Origin of the sequence: Porphyromonas uenonis DSM 23387 = JCM 13868 (genome assembly GCF_000482365.1) — a bacterium.
Taxonomy (GTDB): Bacteria; Bacteroidota; Bacteroidia; order Bacteroidales; family Porphyromonadaceae; genus Porphyromonas; species Porphyromonas uenonis.
Map to the genome: position 1 here is coordinate 4,248 of NZ_AXVC01000025.1, position 17,588 is coordinate 21,835.

A 17,588-nucleotide genomic window follows, 5' to 3' on the forward strand; every position below is an offset into this window, starting at 1 on the left:
ATGGCTTCTCTGTTATGGTCAAGACGGAAAGTTCCTCGCAGAACTTATTTGACCTATCGGTGAACCGCTTCTTCGTAAAGGGCGAGGGTAGTATTTACTACACCTACAACAACGGCAAGCTGGCAAATGATCCTAAGTTGGCTTGTCTGAACTTCTTCAATGCGTTAGAGCGCATTCCAAAAGTGATCGAATCTCACGAGAAGGAGATAGCAAAGGTTTCAGCAAATAAGGAGGTCTACAATGCCATTGTCAATAGCTCGTGGAAGAAGGAGGAAGAACTACGTGCGCTCAAAGGGGAGGCAGCCGAGCTGGATAGAAAGATTGCCCTCACACTCTCTCCGCCAGAGGAAGAAAAAGAAGAAATAGATAAAATGAAGCAAGGAGAGGATTTGTCCGATAACAATCATTCAGCCGGAGTAAAGGACGAGAGTCATCCTGCTCAAGACAAAGAAGAAGACTACCGGTCACAAAACTTCAGACCCAAGTGGAGACACTAAACGCATGTTTATTATCCAATGGAAGTAAAAAATCTTGCGTTTATTTTTTAGTAGACGTAAGCAAAGTACAAGAATACTGCGATTCATATTCCCGCACAAAATTATCGCCAGATAGATTCCCTATTCCAATGGTCTGGAAAACCTATCTTATAAATAGGGATGTCCGGATTTTCCTCTATCAGTGAGATTATCTTTCTCTTATATGTATCTCCTGCATTGATAGCATTGCACAAGTATAACATGGAAGTAATGATTAGATATGGCTTCTTTTTGGAGAATTCCGATAAAGGATATTGTAGCCAAATGCCTCTTGGATTACTAATATCCATTGGACGTTTTACCATATTTCGACTCCATACTCTTGAATGATGGGCTACAATATTTCTCAAATATGAAATAGCTTCTAACCAACTTGATAACTCATTATGCAGATTGAGCCCGAACTCATTAGCAATTTTCGCTTTCTCAGGAATTTGGTGGCTAAGATTCTTGTATAACTTTGAAAGCGTGCCAAAGGTAGCCACTTCAAAAATAACCCATGCATCAGGTTGCTGAGTAAGAGATACACATTTTCCACCTTTCCAAACACCATACTTTCGTTTATACTCTTTTATGAAAACCTCACCACTACGAAGAAATTCAGTCATCAAATCTTCCAGATGTTGCCGATGAAGCAATTCGCTGACAAAGAGAGTATTGTCCATATAAAACAGACCACCATAGGATTGAGACAGATGGTAAATCATCTTTGTTCGTAAGGCGATCTCTATTGTTTCAATGGCATCAAACAAGATAAGCCGTAATTCTTTGTCAAAAGAATACCGTGCAATAACATCTTCAAAGCGAGAACCCGTTTGAAAAACATGGTTTTCTTTGTCTTTCTGCATATCCCACCAATACCCCTTCAAACGGTAGTAGCTGATATGACTTAAATGAAGATGGGCGAACTCCTCATCTTCTATAATCATGCCTCTATGCTTCAGTAAATCGATTTGTTCCTGAATGGAGCGTGATTCTTTATTCGACATAGTATCTATAAAAAAAAAATGACTCGCCAGCAGATCTTACGGTATGCTAAGCGAGTACTGTTATATTTGAAGTGCAGGCAACCTGCGACTATCTTTCTGCTTGCAAAGGTAAGCAATTATTTTAATTCAACCAAACGATCGGGAGAAACTATATTACCAGTCATCTCGTTTTCGTAGCATCTCATCGATTTCTTCACGAAGGAATAGTAGGCGACCATTGGCTTTGAGGTAGGGAATCTTACCCGCCCATACCCAATTGTAGATGGTCTTTTGCTCAACCTTTAGCAATTTAGACACATCAATGATGTCAAGATACTCAGGCTTGAGCGGTGGCCGAACAGCAGCTTCTATGGCTTGCTCTCGTAATACCAGCAACTGGTCTAGTTTTTCTTCCACGTTCGCTAGCTTATCAAACAGTCGCTTTTGCCAAGGATCTTCTGTAAGATAGTCTAAGTATGACATAGTTCTCCTTTTTGATAGTTCCCTGCAGTATCTTGTGACAAGATACGTTGCTCTCTCATATAAGCAATATACTTCTTTGCTGTGCGCTCTTTGACTCCCATCTCTCGCATTAAGACATCGCACAACTCTTGGTAAGAGAGACGGCGGTTGCTTTGAAAGGCTTCCATAACAATTGAGATCAATTCGTCTGTTTTTCGCTTCTCCTTATCCTCCTTAGACTTTTCACCACGATAGACATGCATCCCCAGCTCTTTATCCCATCCAAAGAGCATCATAGGAACATCTAAAGGGCTCCCATCTCTCACCTTCAAAGCCTTGACTACAGAGTATTCAGGATTGTCATCCTTCTCAATTGAAAGAATTCCTGCTGACTTACGCTGTAATTCTGAGCCTATGTGCCCACGAAGCTTGATACCGTTTGGAACAAAGTGTAATACACAAATGATGCAGGTGTTATAAATCCCCGCTAGTCTGTAAAGCTCATCTACGACAGCGATACTTTCGGTCTCATCGTTTGCAGAACGCACCAAGTCTGCAATCCCATCAATAACTACTAAGTGTATCCCTCCATGTTTATGACGAAACAAGTCCATGCTTTCACGAATAAGCTTCAACCGATCCTTACGAGAAAGTGAGGCTAGATATAGAGAGTGGTAAAAGTCAGGAACAGTCTCTACATCGGCTCTCCGTAATGTCTTTCCCAAATTCTTGTATAGTTGAGCCTCAGACTGCTCTGTGTCATAGTGCAAAACAGCCAAGGCTTTCGGATTGGGTGTTATTTCTAATCCTAATGTTCGCTCTGAATCTAACCTTTCAGCACATAATGTGCCTGCAAGGATAGAACCAATGTAATTACTCTTGCCCGTACCCTCTCCACCTGTAATGCAGAAAAGATTGTCCTGAGAGCCAAGAGGGACTCCATTGACTGAGACAACCGACTTAGAAACATCAGGAGGGTTGTCGTAATCAATCTCACAAGATTGCAATATCATCCTTGTTTCGCTGTATAGGCTGGAAAACATTCGCGCGAGAAGATCTCTTAAATCCTGCTGACTATGCCCTAGGGCAAAGTAGTCAGAGATGTCTTTCTCCGTTTTGATACCACTCAAAGGTAGTTGTAGTCTAAGCACTCCAAATTCAGAAAGCGCTTCCACCTGTTTTTGTGCCTCTCTGACCCCTGTTTCATCAGAGTCGTATAAGATGATGAGGTGTAAGAAGCGAAGTGAAAGACTTTCGATAATACCTCTTGGTATTTGTGCAGTCTCGCTATTGAAACAAATAGCATTGAAATGGTGTGCAGACAGAGAGAGGACATCTTTTTCTCCTCCCGTAATAAATAGTATATCTCCTTTATTAGGTAGTTGTGCTAGCCCAAATACATACTCTTCCGATTTTTCTCCACCATATAGAAACCTCAGTTTACTATTCGGTCGATATATTTTGACGAAATCGTTGTGAGCGTAACAGAAAATGGGTTCTTTAGAAGAAGAGATGAGCTTAAAAGGTTTTCCCTCTCTACTCACCGATTCGTAGCAAGACAACGATTTGACGTGGTATTGCTCCAATGTTTCCAAGGAGATCCCATATTGCTCCCAAAAAGCAAGCTCCTTTTGCGTAAAGGGTCGCTCATAAACTCTGAACGATTTTTTGTTTGCTATGTATTCCACTTTATCCATCGATCCTGTACACCTCCTTTGACTCTGTTCAACGGATTGCTTAGGGGAGGTGGAGCGAGCTACTTTCATGCTTGTGTCTCTTCTGTATTCAATAGAAATCTTTAGATTTAGATCCTGGATAATAGTCACTAGAACCTTCTTGAATTCAGATCGGACATCAAGCCCCAAAATTGTTGCAGCAAACCAGAAGCAATCACCTGAGTATGCTTCATTTCCAAAGTCTTTCATTCGATATGAGTCTGACTTTGGATCAAAATAGATATTACAAGATGCTCGTTTGTCATCATAGAGAGGATTACGAAAGTTCCGCTTGGGAACAAAGTCAATTGGCATATAGAAGTAGAAAACCTCTAATCCTCGATTGGTCAACTGCAGGACTTCTTCTTTCAGTGTCATAGCTCTTCAAAAAGATTTTGTGCATCTTCCCCCAAATAACCTTTTAGTATGCCATCTTTGTAAGCATTCAACCGTTGCAATGCTTCTATGCGTCTAAATCCTTTGAACGTAGCACGTCCTGATTTTACAGCTATATATAGACCCTTAAAAGGATAAAGGACATGATTGCAGGATACATAGCGATATGGAACAGCATTGGCATCTCGCCATCGAGCAAGAGAAGCTTTTGATATTCCTAATAAACGCATAACGTCTGATGAATTTAGCTCGATCTTTTCCTCAAGGACGCTATACTCTCTTTTGAGTTCTTTGATGAAGTCTGCGACTTGGCGTACTTCCTCTCGAAGACCTTGAATTTCATCGAGGAGTGTGCTAGGGTTGTACGTCTCCATAGGATTCTGCCAATGTTTGAAAGGTTTCAGCTAGAAGTGGAAGTAGCTTTTTCAGTAGCTCATGTTCGGTTTCTTTCAGAAAGATCTCAATGAGACGTTTAATATTGGATAATGTGTCATCTATTTCCAGCGGGTGAAAATGGCGAAGAATACGTAGTAAGTCCTCTTTCTGCACCATAAGACATTGATTCCCATGGTGAGTTTGCACAGAGGCGAAAGATTCAACCGCGCCTAACGGCAAATGCAGAATGAGCGTATCCATACCAAAAGCTTCAGCACATCTTTGATAAGTACTGAGGCGAATGTCTCTTTGGAACTTGCAAGTCTTTACAAAGTTCGAGTAGTCTAATCCGCTATCATATGCTATTTGCTTGACATTGTCACACGAAGCCAACATCATATCTAATGTTGGACAAATGACATACAATCGTCTATCTCTTGCGGGCTTAACGGGTCGATTTTTGTTCATGTTTCTTCTACTGTTGAATTATCATCTGCAAAGATCCTATTCAAAGCCCTTTATAGACGAATATCTAAACACCATTCATTGGTAATATTCTACCAGTGTATGTTCATCAACACACTTCTCTGCATAGCGATAGCACTTCATAGATCTTTTGGGCATACCCCCTCATTGTTTTAGGGGACGTCATAATGAGATAAGCTGAAGTGAGTAGCATCTCATATAATGACCGCCAGTGCACGGTGCAAGCCTTATCTATATATAAGGGCTTGCACCGTGCACTGGAATTGTAGCCAAGAAACTTAGAGTAATTTTATTCCCAGATATTTGGAGGTTGTTCTACTTATTCGTACCTTTGAACCCGAGAAATGCAAGCGAGCAAATCTCACAGCAATAGCTATGAGTATTCTCAAAATACTCTCCTATGGCTACAATTTGGCTACAATTAAATCTTAGAGGAATATAAACAGCTACGATATAAGGAGTTAGAAGGTTTGGTTTACAACCCTCCCTCTCCGCAACAGATAGCAGGGTGCAAGTCACAAGTGATTTGCACCCTGTTTCTGTATCCAAACTCCGCTCTCTAATCTCCCCCCCCTAGGAATTTGCCAAATTCCTCCGTAGATATTTCTGATTTGCTACCTAGGAAATGGGCAAATTCTTCGGACTTATCGTTTGATTCTTCCGAAGTTTCATTTGATTCCTCCGAAGAATTTTTTATTTCCTACCTAGGAATTTGCCCAATTCCTAGGTAGCTATTTGGCAAATTCCTAGGTAGGAATTCCATTCTTCGGGAGAAAGGTGTAATCAGAGAGGTCCCGTAGCCACTCTGTAGCGATACTCGAACCGTGCATTCTTAGCTATCGTCATGTGTAGCTTCTAGACGACTGGTTATAATGCGTCAGCCCTGGTATGAGGACGGGTGAGGGGTGTTGTTCTCTAGAAAAGTTGTACCTTTGCGGACGGTTTTCCTATGAATCCAATTGTACACCCCGCTCTCGTGTGAGGGGGGCTCTTTGGTCTCTAGCTGAGCTGGCGCGTGTCTGGCGTTGTCGTCTAGGTACGCTACGTATGGGCTCTGGCAGAGTGCCACAGTGTAATGGGAGATTAGCAAGACTAATTTTGAGTAACACTAACTAATTGTACTAATGAAGCATTTTAAGCTCAGCGCCACCGTGCGCAAGGCCGACCAGCTCGGCAAGAAAGCTACCAAGGCTCTCCGTCGTGAGGACCTCGTACCTGTAGTCCTCTATGGGGGTAGCGAGACACAGCATCTCGTCGTCAAGGCTGACGACCTCAACAAGCTGATCTACACTCCTGAGATCCATCTCATCGAGCTAGACGTAGAGGGTAAGCAGTATAAGGCTATACTGAAGGATGTACAGTTTCACCCAGTGAGTGACAAGACACTCCACGCAGACCTCTACGAGGTGAACGAGGAGAAGCCTATCGTCATGAACGTCCCAGTCATCCTCGAGGGTCACGCTGTCGGTGTGAAAGCTGGTGGTAAGCTGGTTCGTGAGAAGCGCACACTACGTGTACGCGCTGTCTACGACAAGATCCCTGAAAATCTAGTGATCGACGTCAATAACCTCAAGCTGGGCAAGACGATCCAGGTACACGAGCTCTCCTTCGAGGGTCTCGAGCTGGTCGACGCTCCACAGGCTGTCGTTTGTGGTGTCAAGCTGACACGTGTAGCACGTGGTAAGGATGTTGCAGCTGACTCTGAGGAGGCTGCAGGCGAGGAGCACAGTGACTCCGAGGAGAGCCACGAGTAGTCACTGTCTAGCTATACGCGACTTAGCGTATATTGTCTAGAGTCATACGAGGAGAGCCTACAGTCCCTCATGCGGGGTGTAGGCTCTCCTTTATATTCCTATCTATTTGTGAGGTTGCGACACTGAGGGTTTTCGGGTGTATGGTACCTATATGATACTTTTTCACTACCTTAGTAGACCGTATACGACTACTCACTTCGAATAAACAGAAGATTATCTTATGAATCGCGAGCAAATCATAGAACAAATACGGGCCAAGCGGAGCTATCTCTGCGTAGGTCTTGATCCAGATATACAGAAGTTGCCTCCCCATCTGCTGAAGGGGGATAATCCTATCCTAGACTTTAACAAGGCGATCATCGATGCTACGGCACAGTATGCGATAGCTTTCAAGCTCAACTTGGCTTTCTATGAGACGCTTGGGGCTTTTGGTATGCAGGTCTTCGGCGATACGGTGGACTACATACGTCAGCACTACCCCGAGCAGCTGATCATTGCTGATGCTAAGCGGGGGGACATAGGCAATACAAGCAAGATGTATGCACGGGCCTTCTATGAAAACTTTAAGGTGGATGCGCTCACCGTGGCTCCCTATATGGGAAGCGACAGTGTGCTACCATTCCTTGAGTATAGCGACAAGTGGGTCATCCTACTCGCCTTGACGAGCAATCAGGGTGCGCAGGACTTTCAGATGCTCCATACGGGTGAGGAGACTTGTCTCTTCGAGCAGGTGCTCCAGACGGCTCTGAGCTGGGAGGGCGCTGACCATATCATGTTTGTCGTGGGCGCTACGCAGAGCAATCTGATGGAGCGTGTGCGTGCGGTGGCTCCCAATGCCTTCCTCCTCGTGCCAGGTGTAGGCGCTCAGGGTGGTAGTCTGGAGGCGGTCGCTGAGCATGCGATGACGAGCGACTGCGGGCTGATCGTCAATAGTTCGCGTGGTATCATCTATGCGGGCAATGACGAGCGCTTTGCCTCGGCTGCTGCGCAAGCCGCCTCTGATCTAGCACGTCAGATGGAGCGGACATTGATCGACAAGGGTATCATAGACTAATAAGATGTACACAGTTGCAGACATTGCTAAGCTAATCGGAGGTACCCTCGAGGGCGACGGTACGGCTCAGCTACAAGGCTTCGCAGGTATTGAGCAGGCGAAGGCGGGTGACTTGAGCTTTCTCGCCAACATGAAGTACGAGCCCTACCTCTACACGACACACGCCTCGGCGGTACTCGTCGACGAGAAGTTTACTCCGACACAGCCTTGCCCTACGACTTTGATCCGTGTGGCAAACCCTTACGAGACGCTCTCGCAGCTGATGCGGCTCTACGTCTCTCAGCAGGAGCCGCACTGGACGGGTGTCCATCCGACGGCTATCGTGGACCCCTCTGTGGAGATCCCCAAGGAGTGCATCATCGGCCCGTACGCTTGCATCGAAGCGGATGTCAAGCTGGGCGAGCAGGTCGTCATATCGGCACACTGCGTCATCGGGGCCAACTGCTCTATCGGTGACCACACGACGCTACATCCACGGGTTACGCTTTACTCGGACAGCGTCATCGGGCATCATTGTCGCATTCATGCGGGCACGGTGATCGGTGCCGATGGCTTTGGCTTTGCCCCTACGGAGCACGGCTATGACAAGATCCCGCAGATAGGACACGTGGAGATAGGAGACAATGTGGAGATAGGAGCGAATAGCTGCATAGATCGTGCTACGATGGGCGTGACGCGCATAGCATCGGGTGTCAAGATCGACAACCTCGTACAGATCGCGCACAACTGTACGGTCGACGAGCACACGGTCATCGCAGCTCAGGCGGGACTAGCTGGCTCGGCACACATCAAGGAGTGGTGTCAGCTGGGCGGTCAGGTGGGCATCGCGGGTCACCTCACGGTGGGCGACCATTCGCAGCTCGGCGGCCAGACAGGCGTGCTGGGCAATCTTCAGCCACACAGCGTCGTGATGGGAGCTCCCGCCATGCCTGTGGGCAAAGCTTTGCGTGCCTTTGCCATGCTTCCCAAGCTTCCTGAGCTGATGCGTCGTGTAGACAAGCTCGAAGAGCAATCTTCCTCGGAAACTAAATAGACTCATTTGTAAAAGCAGACACACTCACGTTATGAATCAGTACACACTCGCTACGACACTCACCTTCCAGGGTGTAGGGCTTCACACGGGAGCTAATCGCACCTTGACCCTTTCACCAGCGAAGCCCCATAGTGGTTACCAGATCTGTCGCTCTGATCTAGAGGGCAGCCCCGTCATCCCTGCCTATGCTGACTATGTCTCGACGACGCAGCGTGCTACTCGCATAGAGCGTGGAGCTGTGCAGGTCTCTACACTCGAGCATTGCCTCGGCGCGCTCTACGCTCTCGGGGTGGACAACTGTCTTATCACGGTCGATGGCGACGAAGCACCTATACTAGACGGCTCGGCGCAGCCTTATGTGCAGGCCATCCAAGAGGCTGGGCTCAAGGAGCAAAACGCAGTTCGTGAGGTCTTTGTCGTGCGCAAACCTATTGAGGTGAAAGATGAGGAGACGGGAGCGTCTATCCTTCTCCTGCCATCAGACCAGCTCGGCATAGAGGCGCACCTGAGCTTTGCCTCACCGCTGCTGAGCAACCAATACGCTTCGCTGCGCGACCTGAGTCGCTTCGGCGAGGAGGTTGCCGAGGCGCGCTCCTTCGTCTTCGTACGAGAGATACTGCCTCTCCTCAGCCAGGGACTGATCAAAGGCGGAGACCTAGCCAACGCGATGGTGATTAACGATGCGCCACTCTCCGAAGGCGATGCTAAGGCGCTCGCCGAGGCGCTGCACCGTCCCGTAGCTGAGGTGACTCAGCTGGGCGTGATCAACCCGAAGGAGGGCATCCCCAACGAGCCTGCGCGCCATAAGATCATCGACATCCTAGGTGATCTGGCTTTGACGGGTATCTTCGTGCAGGGACATATCATAGCGACCAAGCCAGGACACAAGATCAATAACAAGCTCGCACGGGCGATCCGCAAGGAGATCAAAGGAATGGAGACACAGCCACCCGTTTATGATCCCAATGCGACACCAGTACTGGACCTTAACCAGATCAAAGGGCTTCTCCCGCACCGCTACCCCTTCCTCCTAGTGGACAAAGTGATCCATCTAGACAAAAACCATATCGTAGGGGTCAAGAACGTGAGCTTCAACGAGACCTTCTTCCTCGGGCACTTCCCCACAGAGCCTGTTATGCCAGGCGTGCTCATCGTAGAGGCGATGGCGCAGACCGCTGGACTGCTCGTCCTGAGTGGCATCGAGGACCCCGAGCTCTACTCGACCTACTTCCTGACGATCAACAATGTGAAGTTCAGAAACAAGGTCGTCCCCGGAGACACCCTCCTCTTCAAGGTCATGCTCACCAGTGAGGTGCGTCGTGGCTTGGCGAGCGTCAGAGGGCTCACCTTCGTCGGCAACCAGCTCGTCTGCGAGGCTGACTTCATGGCGCAGATAGTAAAGAATAAGAAGTAAACAATCATATCCACCATATGGCTCAAACGCACATCTCTCCTCTCGCTCAGGTGCATCCTGACGCTCAGCTAGGCGCAGAGGTGACGGTCGGCCCCTTTGTCACCATCGAGGCGAATACCGTCATCGGCGACCGCACCGTCCTAGACCAAGGATGTATCATCCGTAGCGGTGCACGTATCGGTAGCGACTGTCATATACATCCCTATGCCGTGATCGCAGGGATACCGCAAGACCTCAAGTTCAGAGGCGAGGAGACGACCGCCGTCATCGGCGACCATACGACCATCCGCGAGTTCGCCACCGTCAATCGTGGCACCGCCTCGCGTGGCACCACCATCGTCGGGAGCAACTGCCTCATCATGGCTTACTCACACGTAGCGCACGACTGCATTCTCAAGGATCACATCATCCTAGGCAATGCCACGCAGCTCGCTGGCGAAGTCGAGATAGACGATTACGCCATCCTCAGCGGTGCCGTGCTAGTGCATCAGTTCGTCCGCATCTCTCAGCACGTGATGATACAGGGTGGCTCCAAGGTGACCAAAGACATCCCGCCCTACTGTCTCGTGGGGCGCGACCCGATCGTTTACTGTGGGATCAACATCGTGGGGCTACGTCGCAGAGGCTTCACCAATGAGCAGATCTTCCTCATCAACGACGTCTACCGCACGCTTTATCAGGGCGGGCTCAACAACAGCGAGGCACTCGTAGAGATCCAGAACCGCTACCCGCAGAGCTACGAGCGTGACCTCATCTACGACTTCATCAGCGACAGCAAGCGCGGCATCGTCCGCGGATCGATGGACTAGCGCTAGACAAGTCGTAGTCAACTAGCAAACAACTAACCATACCAGCCGAAACAATGAAAAAGATACTCGTCGGACGCCAATGGGGCACCACGGATAGCTATATCCTCGAGCGTGATCATCTCTCCATCCACGATCTCGTGGAGCGTGTCGCTCAGCGCTTTGTAGCAGAGCTTAGGAGTATCTCAGACCTTCCACAGGGTATCACCTACGTCTTCGCAGGCCCAGGCAATAACGGAGCTGACGGCCTCGCCATAGCACGACGCCTCATGCAGGACGGACACCGTGTGCACTGCTACCTCTTCTGCAAGCAAGAGGAGGAGCTCTCGGAGGCGTGCGCTTGGCAGCAGACGAAGCTACAGGAGTTTCACCAAGACGCTTTGACCATCGTCGCAGATGAGTTTCAGCCCCCGCTCTTGACCGCCCAGACGCTCGTCATCGACGCGCTCTTTGGCACAGGCCTCTCACGCCCTCTCGAGGGTGGCTTCGCCGTGCTGGTAGATCAATTGATCAACGCTTCGCCAGCCACCGTCATCGCCGTGGACATCCCCTCGGGACTCTATGACAAGGACAATAGCGAGAACAATCTCCAGGCAATCATCCAGGCGGACTACACCCTCACCTGCGAAAGCCCCAAGATAGCCCTCCTCCTATCGGACAATGAGTGCTACACTGGCACGCTGCGCATCCTCTCGCTCAGTCTCAACATGGACGACGACCCCGCCATCCAGGCCGACTACTATCTCTACACCCCGCAGGATGCCCATAGAGCCTTGAAGCCGCTCTCGCACTTTGCGCACAAAGGGACACAGGGTCACGCCCTCCTCATCGCTGGATCCGAAGCGATGGCTGGCGCTCCCATGCTCGCGGGAATGGGTGCCATGCGTTCGGGACTAGGCAAGCTCACCATGCACCTGCCTAGCTCACTTGCTCGGCTAGCGAACACGCTTCTCCCCGAGGCGCTCATAGAGAAGGACAAAGAGGAGACCATCGTCGGCAGCCTTCCCAAGGATCTGCTCAACTACCAAGCCATAGCCATGGGCCCCGGCATCGGTACAGCGCCACTCACGCTACATCTACTAGAGCATCTACTGCAAAACATACAGCCCGCCACCCCGCTACTCCTCGATGCCGATGCGCTCAATCTCCTAGCGCTCCACCCCGAGCTGCTGAGCGTCCTGCCCAAGGATACGATCCTCACGCCACATCCAGGCGAGCTAGACCGCATCACAGGAAACGCGCTCGATGACCACCACCGCCTGACCAAAGCGCAGGAGCTAGCCATGGAGCAGGAGATCATCATCGTACTCAAGGGTGCCAACACCGCTACCTGTCTCCCCACTGGCGAGGTCATCTTCAACAGTTCAGGCACGCCAGCCCTTGCCACCGCTGGCAGCGGAGACGTGCTCACCGGCATCATTCTCTCGCTCCTAGCGCAGGGCTACACACCCGCCGAGGCAGCACCGCTAGGCGTTTACATCCACGGGCTGACCGCCAATCATTACGGCGAGCGTCACTCACCACGCGGTATGATAGCCCGCGATATAGCCGAGTTGCTCCCCGCCGTCCTTAAGATAGTCGAGCAGTAACACCGCACCTATATTATAGTACCGCACAGTTATGAAGCATCTTCGGTGCCAAGCCCTCTTATCCCTCACAGCGCTCCTCTGCTTGCTCGTGAGCCTGCCTAGCTGCTCCAAGCGCAAGAAGCCCGAAGAGCTACTGCAGGAAGCGATCGTGCAGCAGTACCAGAGCGTTGGCAAGCTACTACTCACGGAGACCACACTGCAGAAGGCGGTTACCCTACAGGATCCGAAGATATCCTTCTACGACATCAATAGCTTCAAGGACTTCACCAAGTGGCTGAGCAATCAGACCAAGATAGGCAACCGTGTAGGCATCTACTCTTTTGATGCGACACTCGTTAGCTACACCGACCTGACCGGCTTCTCCGCCGATGACGTGACCTACGATACGGAGCAGCAGCGCCTCACTCTCTATATTTCTCCCATACAGGTAGAGCTACGAGGGCGAGACTTCACGCTAAGGACTGAGTATGAGTACGTAGCACCGCTCCGAGACCCAATCACCCCGCAGGATCGAGCCCGTGTCAAGGAGAGAGCATACCAAGTGCTCCAGCAGGAGATCACAGCCAATGACCAGCTCATCGCTCAGATACGGCAGCGCTCCATCGAGAAGCTACGCCGATGGCTCACACAGCTTCTGCTCTCATACGAGCTACCGCCTACGGTCGTCATCATCGAGCGAGGCTCAGCACTCGTACAGCCTAACACACAAACCTCCTCATCACTGTAGCTCCGCAATACTATGGGCAAATGGTTCAAGCGCATCCTCTACATCATCATCGCGATACTCCTCGTCATCGGTATCGTGAGCCTATGGCGTAGCTGCTCCAAGAGCAAGACCGAAGACTACAGCGATGTAGTCACACACGCCATGACAGTCCGCTCCATCGAGGAGATACTCAAGCTCTCCACAGGCGAGTGCTACCAAGAGATCCCCATGGTAGACACCGTCGACGGCATGGTACTAGCCTACGTCATACAGGCACGTACCTACATAGACTTTGATCTAGACAAGCTCCCCACACGAGTCGTCGGCGACACACTCTACGTGCAGCTACCCCCCGAAGAGGTCACCCCACACGAGATAGGCTACAACGTGGTCGACGTCCACCCACTGCGCAGAGGCTTCACCATGCCAACCCTCACTGCAGAGCAAGAGAATAGAGCCAAGCGACGCGTCCCGCAGCGCCTCATCAACGAGGTGTACCGCTCCGGCTATATCCGTAATGCACGCCAGCAAGCACGCGAAGAGCTCGCACGCTTTCTCTCCGTCGCCTATCCGACGGTCATCGTCGTGGACCGCTACCCCGACGGAGTCCGTGACACCTTCTTTGCCGACACCGTCTACGTAGATCACCGTAAGCTGTAAAACGGGCTCTTTACCTGGCTTTTACACAGTAATCGGCAACTCCTTCAAGGTCTCCACCGAGGAAATCCCCACTTCCTCCGTGGAGATTTTTTAGTTGCCAGCAAGAAACGAAAAAACTCTTCGGAACTTCGAAATCTTTCTTCCGAAGTCTCATTTCGTTCTTCCGAACTTTTATTTCGCCCCTCCGTGAAGGAGTTCCGTTTCCTCGTGGGCTATCTAGAAATTCCTCCCGAGCAGTCGGAGGGTAGAGGTTAGAGATTAGAAATTAGATGTGAGAGGTCACTCACTTCAGCGGACTACTTGGCTTGCGAGAGCAATGTTTTACATTTATTGAGCTGCTATAAGAAAATAATGACTATATTTGCCTAGCGACAGTTACAGAAGAAGATTGTAGCGCCCCCCTCCCTGACAGGCTTTATCGTAGATCCTATATAGGAGTGGCCTAGTTGCAACGCTTTACCGTAGCTCCGCATACCAACACTAACTTATGATAACCAATGAAGTATAGTTCGACTTTTGGCTTGGTTCTAACGCTTGCGGTGGCACTTGTCACACTGAGCGCTTGCGACGAGGAGCTGCGAGACCCCAAGGAGGGTCCTATCACTTTCTTAGTTGGCGGCAAGGCTCCCGCAGCCGGTACGCCTATGCCTAAGACCCCTAACATGTCTCATGCCTCCCTGCCCGCAGAGAGCATGCCACTGGTAGAGGCTGGCAATGCCTTTAGCCTTAAGCTCTTTGGGGCTCTTCTGGAGAATCGGGCTTCCAGTGCTAATCTCGTGCTCTCACCGATCTCTATCGAGACGGCCCTTGGGATGAATGCGACAGGTCTGTCGGACGAAGCTTTTGATGAATACAGATCGGCACTGAAGCTACCCGCTACACAGAGCCTTGCCTCTGTAGCAAAGTATGTCCAGCAGCTCAACAAGGTGATGTGGAGTGCGGGTGAATACGCCTGCTACTTCCCATCTAATAGCTTTTGGGTCTCCTCAAAGTATCAAAGTCACTTGATCAAGTCCTACCCACGGCAACTCTATGACTTCTTTGGAGCTCCGACAGCGACGCTCGACCTCAGCGATCCAGCCTCTTATGAGGCGCTCAATGCTTGGATCAGTCGCAAGACCTACGGCAAGATACCGCATATGCTCGACCCTAGTCGTGCTGGGGAGCAAGACCCGCTTGCCATCCTAGTTAATACCGCCTTCTTTGCAGCTGCGTGGCAATGGGATACGAGCGAAGAGCAGACCCAAGCGGGCAAGTTCACCAATGCCACTGGCAAGGAGGAGCCGGCTATGATGATGTCTATCTACAATGACAGCTCCATCGACTACTTTGCAGATGATCGCTTTGAGGCGCTTTCCGTTGGTCTACTAGCCAGTGAGGAGTTGCAAAAGTATGGTAAGACACCATTTCGTATGCTGCTCATCTTACCGAAAGATCGTACGCTACCGCTCTCGCAGAGCCTGCCGACAACCGAAGAGTTACGCAGATTTACCACGGCTGGCAAGCGCTATGCACTAGATATACGCTTGCCCCGCCTGAACGCTGGAATCCCCACACTAGACTTGACGCCTGAGCTCATGGGGCTAGGACTATGCAAGACGCTGGGAGTACCTCTCACGGAGCTCAGCCGTATGTTTGACCCGAAGTTTCTAGCGCAGCAGATGAGCGAGCAGTCAGGTCGACAGAACCGCCTATACCACCAAGCGACACTCCAGTGGAATGAGAAGGGCGTCGAGGGAGCCGCTGCAACGGTTATAGGGGCCGTGGAGCCTGGTATAGGTGATCCGCTTGAGTCTCGTAGCATCGCCTTCGACAGGCCATTCTTTGCTTCTATCGTACACCCCGAGACGGGCAAGATCCTCTTCATCGCGGCCATCAACACACTGCGTCGATGATGCGTGCTAAGCGAACATATACACTAAACAGTCTAACTATAAAACGTTTCCCCTATGAAAAGAATCACATCAATCCTCCTGCTCCTCATAGCAGGACTCTTCACCTTCACGAGCTGTGATGATGACAACCCCATCACGGGCGGTGACACGCCTCAGGGACCTGAGCGGATCTCGCAGTGGATGCTCCCCATCGAGCGTTACGGTATCGCCATCGATGAGGTGGCTCAGATCGAGGAGGGTCGTGGCAACAAGGTCGAGCGCTCAGAAGAGCTGATGACCCTGACCGCTACGCCTCAAGACACCAAGGCAGTACGAGAGATCGTCTACTACTTTGACCGGGCTGGTCTCTATCAGGTCGCTCGCGTACAGTTTGCTTCGCAGGAGACCGCTAAGCAGTTCATCGACGAGTATCTGCTCAACAACGGCTTCGTCAAGAGCAACCTCCGCACCGCTAAGGCTTCGGAGGAGATCTACACCAGCGCACCACGCGGTAGCCGCGTTTCCTCAGTTGTCCTCGTAGATGGCGAGAAGACTGAGCCTATCTTCTGGTGGGGTAGCAACGACAACAAGAAGACCAACTGGCTACGCGTCGATCCTCTTCAGGACAAGGCTAGCGGTATCTGGATGCCCCTCCTACCTTACGGAGCTACCCTTGAGATGGTTCAGCTCTTCGAGGCTCGCATGGGACACACTTTTGATGCCGAGGCGAGCAAGCCTGACAAGGGCGTCTTCAAGTTCAAGACTGGCCATGAGGTCTACAATGAAGTGACTTACTGGCTCGACCTTAAGACCAACCACTTCCTCGAGGAGTGCAAGATCTCTTGCGACACGCTCCACCGTCCTACGCCTGAGCAGCTTGATGTTTACCTTAAGGCTCAGGGCTTCAAGCCTACAGGGCTCAAGGATAAGGAGGGCAACCCTATCTACTACGACAAGAGCATCAAGCTCATTGCCAATGTAGATATGAACATTCCTAAGGACGCAAAGGCTAAAGAGACTTTCCGCCCAGGGATCCAGTACTACTACAATAGTGATATAGAGCAGCTCCTTCCTTACGAGGAGGTAGACTTCCCGATGCCACTCTTTGGCTTTGAGAAGGAGAAGATAGAAGATGTCATGAAGAAGTATGCCGACCTAAACTATACGGCTGCAGTCGTGGATATGCTCTCTAACGAGCTACCCTTCCAAGGCGTTCAGACACGCTGCAAGTACTTCCCGTCAATTATCTTATTCCCAGCAGACAAGGATGAGTCGCTCTATGGAGCTGCGATAGTCATCTGCTCTGACTCAAAGGCACTTCACTCACCCGATCTTATTGATAAGCTAGAGAAGAGCGGATTCGTCTTTGACAAGAAGAGAACCATCGCACTGCCTACTTATGTCAATGAGTATGCAGGGGTTATGGCTCAGATAGACGAGGCAGGAATATCTGGTGTAATAGGCATTAGCTTCGGTCCTATTGAGGACTTCGGTACCTCATCGACCTCACTGGCACGACGCCTGATGCGACAGCGCTAGACCGAGCGATATAATATCGACCATAATAGTACGGGCGGGCTCACCATGTCGTGAGTCCGCTCGTCGTCGTTCTTGAGGGGGCAAGGTGCCGAAGCGATCGTATCGTGCTATCTTTCTAGTACATACGAGTTCCAAAGTTAGTTCCGGCTTTGGAACTTTTTAGTTCCAAGGCTGGAACTTTCGAGTTCCAACGGAGGAACTTTCGAGTTCCAGCGGTGGAA

Annotated in this window: 16 protein-coding genes; 11 read left to right on the forward strand and 5 right to left on the reverse strand. The window is 50.3% G+C overall.

What is annotated here, in order from left to right; all coding sequences use genetic code 11:
- The coding region (locus L215_RS0102125; protein WP_456238376.1) for a hypothetical protein at positions 1-497 on the forward strand (497 nt) is incomplete at its 5' end.
- Between the two features lie 101 nt (positions 498-598).
- Here the strand turns inward: L215_RS0102125 and L215_RS0102130 are convergent.
- The 5 genes from L215_RS0102130 to L215_RS09570 form a co-directional block, all read right to left on the reverse strand.
- Positions 599-1,525 (reverse strand): Abi family protein, encoded by a 927-nt coding sequence (locus L215_RS0102130; RefSeq protein WP_025883867.1) that lies wholly within the window; start codon positions 1,523-1,525, stop codon positions 599-601.
- 153 nt (positions 1,526-1,678) lie between these two features.
- Entirely contained in the window at positions 1,679-1,987 is a 309-nt protein-coding gene (locus tag L215_RS0102135) for a helix-turn-helix domain-containing protein (protein WP_025883866.1), read from the reverse strand.
- On the reverse strand, positions 1,975-4,059 hold the full coding sequence (locus L215_RS0102140) for a bifunctional DNA primase/helicase (RefSeq protein WP_025883865.1): 2,085 nt from the start codon (positions 4,057-4,059) through the stop codon (positions 1,975-1,977). The genes L215_RS0102135 and L215_RS0102140 overlap by 13 nt, the downstream gene beginning before the upstream one ends.
- Positions 4,056-4,451 (reverse strand): hypothetical protein, encoded by a 396-nt coding sequence (locus L215_RS0102145; protein WP_025883864.1) that lies wholly within the window; start codon positions 4,449-4,451, stop codon positions 4,056-4,058. The genes L215_RS0102140 and L215_RS0102145 overlap by 4 nt, the downstream gene beginning before the upstream one ends.
- Positions 4,432-4,713, reverse strand: a complete 282-nt coding sequence (locus tag L215_RS09570) for a P-loop NTPase family protein (RefSeq protein ID WP_154657831.1) — start codon at positions 4,711-4,713, stop codon at positions 4,432-4,434. The genes L215_RS0102145 and L215_RS09570 overlap by 20 nt, the downstream gene beginning before the upstream one ends.
- Positions 4,714-6,062: 1,349 nt before the next feature.
- Here L215_RS09570 and L215_RS0102155 point away from each other — a divergent pair.
- The 10 genes from L215_RS0102155 (at position 6,063) to L215_RS0102200 (ending at position 17,367) form a co-directional block, all read left to right on the forward strand.
- Positions 6,063-6,692, forward strand: coding sequence for a 50S ribosomal protein L25/general stress protein Ctc (locus L215_RS0102155; protein WP_025883862.1), 630 nt, complete (start codon positions 6,063-6,065; stop codon positions 6,690-6,692).
- A 220-nt stretch (positions 6,693-6,912) separates the two neighbouring features.
- Entirely contained in the window at positions 6,913-7,746 is an 834-nt protein-coding gene (gene pyrF, locus L215_RS0102160; protein WP_025883860.1) for an orotidine-5'-phosphate decarboxylase, read from the forward strand.
- A gap of 4 nt (positions 7,747-7,750) precedes the next feature.
- Positions 7,751-8,779, forward strand: coding sequence for a UDP-3-O-(3-hydroxymyristoyl)glucosamine N-acyltransferase (gene lpxD / locus L215_RS0102165; protein ID WP_025883859.1), 1,029 nt, complete (start codon positions 7,751-7,753; stop codon positions 8,777-8,779).
- Between the two features lie 31 nt (positions 8,780-8,810).
- On the forward strand, positions 8,811-10,193 hold the full coding sequence (locus L215_RS0102170) for a bifunctional UDP-3-O-[3-hydroxymyristoyl] N-acetylglucosamine deacetylase/3-hydroxyacyl-ACP dehydratase (RefSeq protein ID WP_025883858.1): 1,383 nt from the start codon (positions 8,811-8,813) through the stop codon (positions 10,191-10,193).
- Between the two features lie 17 nt (positions 10,194-10,210).
- A complete protein-coding gene (gene lpxA, locus L215_RS0102175) occupies positions 10,211-11,002 on the forward strand; it encodes an acyl-ACP--UDP-N-acetylglucosamine O-acyltransferase (RefSeq protein ID WP_025883856.1) in 792 nt (263 codons plus the stop codon).
- A 53-nt stretch (positions 11,003-11,055) separates the two neighbouring features.
- The gene (locus L215_RS0102180) at positions 11,056-12,588 is read left to right on the forward strand and encodes an NAD(P)H-hydrate dehydratase (RefSeq protein WP_027451272.1); all 1,533 of its coding nucleotides are present in this window, start codon (positions 11,056-11,058) and stop codon (positions 12,586-12,588) included.
- Between the two features lie 31 nt (positions 12,589-12,619).
- Positions 12,620-13,315 carry a DUF4230 domain-containing protein gene (locus L215_RS0102185; RefSeq protein ID WP_025883855.1) on the forward strand — a complete coding sequence of 232 codons (696 nt, stop codon included), beginning with the start codon at positions 12,620-12,622 and terminating at the stop codon, positions 13,313-13,315.
- Positions 13,316-13,327: 12 nt separating this feature from the next.
- Positions 13,328-13,954: a DUF4230 domain-containing protein gene (locus tag L215_RS0102190; protein ID WP_025883853.1), complete on the forward strand. Its 627-nt coding sequence runs from the start codon at positions 13,328-13,330 to the stop codon at positions 13,952-13,954.
- A gap of 497 nt (positions 13,955-14,451) precedes the next feature.
- Positions 14,452-15,849: a serpin family protein gene (locus L215_RS0102195; protein WP_025883851.1), complete on the forward strand. Its 1,398-nt coding sequence runs from the start codon at positions 14,452-14,454 to the stop codon at positions 15,847-15,849.
- 54 nt (positions 15,850-15,903) lie between these two features.
- Positions 15,904-17,367, forward strand: a complete 1,464-nt coding sequence (locus L215_RS0102200) for a hypothetical protein (RefSeq protein ID WP_027451273.1) — start codon at positions 15,904-15,906, stop codon at positions 17,365-17,367.
- Positions 17,368-17,588 lie beyond the last annotated feature (221 nt).

Bases quoted from the DNA above. Each gene is read 5' to 3' on its own strand.
- L215_RS0102130 (WP_025883867.1), bottom strand. From the start codon at position 1,525: ATGTCGAATAAAGAATCACGCTCCATTCAGGAACAAATCGATTTACTG.
- L215_RS0102135 (WP_025883866.1), bottom strand. From the start codon at position 1,987: ATGTCATACTTAGACTATCTTACAGAAGATCCTTGGCAAAAGCGACTG.
- L215_RS0102140 (WP_025883865.1), bottom strand. From the start codon at position 4,059: ATGACACTGAAAGAAGAAGTCCTGCAGTTGACCAATCGAGGATTAGAG.
- L215_RS0102145 (WP_025883864.1), bottom strand. From the start codon at position 4,451: ATGGAGACGTACAACCCTAGCACACTCCTCGATGAAATTCAAGGTCTT.
- L215_RS09570 (WP_154657831.1), bottom strand. From the start codon at position 4,713: ATGGATACGCTCATTCTGCATTTGCCGTTAGGCGCGGTTGAATCTTTC.
- L215_RS0102155 (WP_025883862.1), top strand. From the start codon at position 6,063: ATGAAGCATTTTAAGCTCAGCGCCACCGTGCGCAAGGCCGACCAGCTC.
- pyrF (WP_025883860.1), top strand. From the start codon at position 6,913: ATGAATCGCGAGCAAATCATAGAACAAATACGGGCCAAGCGGAGCTAT.
- lpxD (WP_025883859.1), top strand. From the start codon at position 7,751: ATGTACACAGTTGCAGACATTGCTAAGCTAATCGGAGGTACCCTCGAG.
- L215_RS0102170 (WP_025883858.1), top strand. From the start codon at position 8,811: ATGAATCAGTACACACTCGCTACGACACTCACCTTCCAGGGTGTAGGG.
- lpxA (WP_025883856.1), top strand. From the start codon at position 10,211: ATGGCTCAAACGCACATCTCTCCTCTCGCTCAGGTGCATCCTGACGCT.
- L215_RS0102180 (WP_027451272.1), top strand. From the start codon at position 11,056: ATGAAAAAGATACTCGTCGGACGCCAATGGGGCACCACGGATAGCTAT.
- L215_RS0102185 (WP_025883855.1), top strand. From the start codon at position 12,620: ATGAAGCATCTTCGGTGCCAAGCCCTCTTATCCCTCACAGCGCTCCTC.
- L215_RS0102190 (WP_025883853.1), top strand. From the start codon at position 13,328: ATGGGCAAATGGTTCAAGCGCATCCTCTACATCATCATCGCGATACTC.
- L215_RS0102195 (WP_025883851.1), top strand. From the start codon at position 14,452: ATGAAGTATAGTTCGACTTTTGGCTTGGTTCTAACGCTTGCGGTGGCA.
- L215_RS0102200 (WP_027451273.1), top strand. From the start codon at position 15,904: ATGAAAAGAATCACATCAATCCTCCTGCTCCTCATAGCAGGACTCTTC.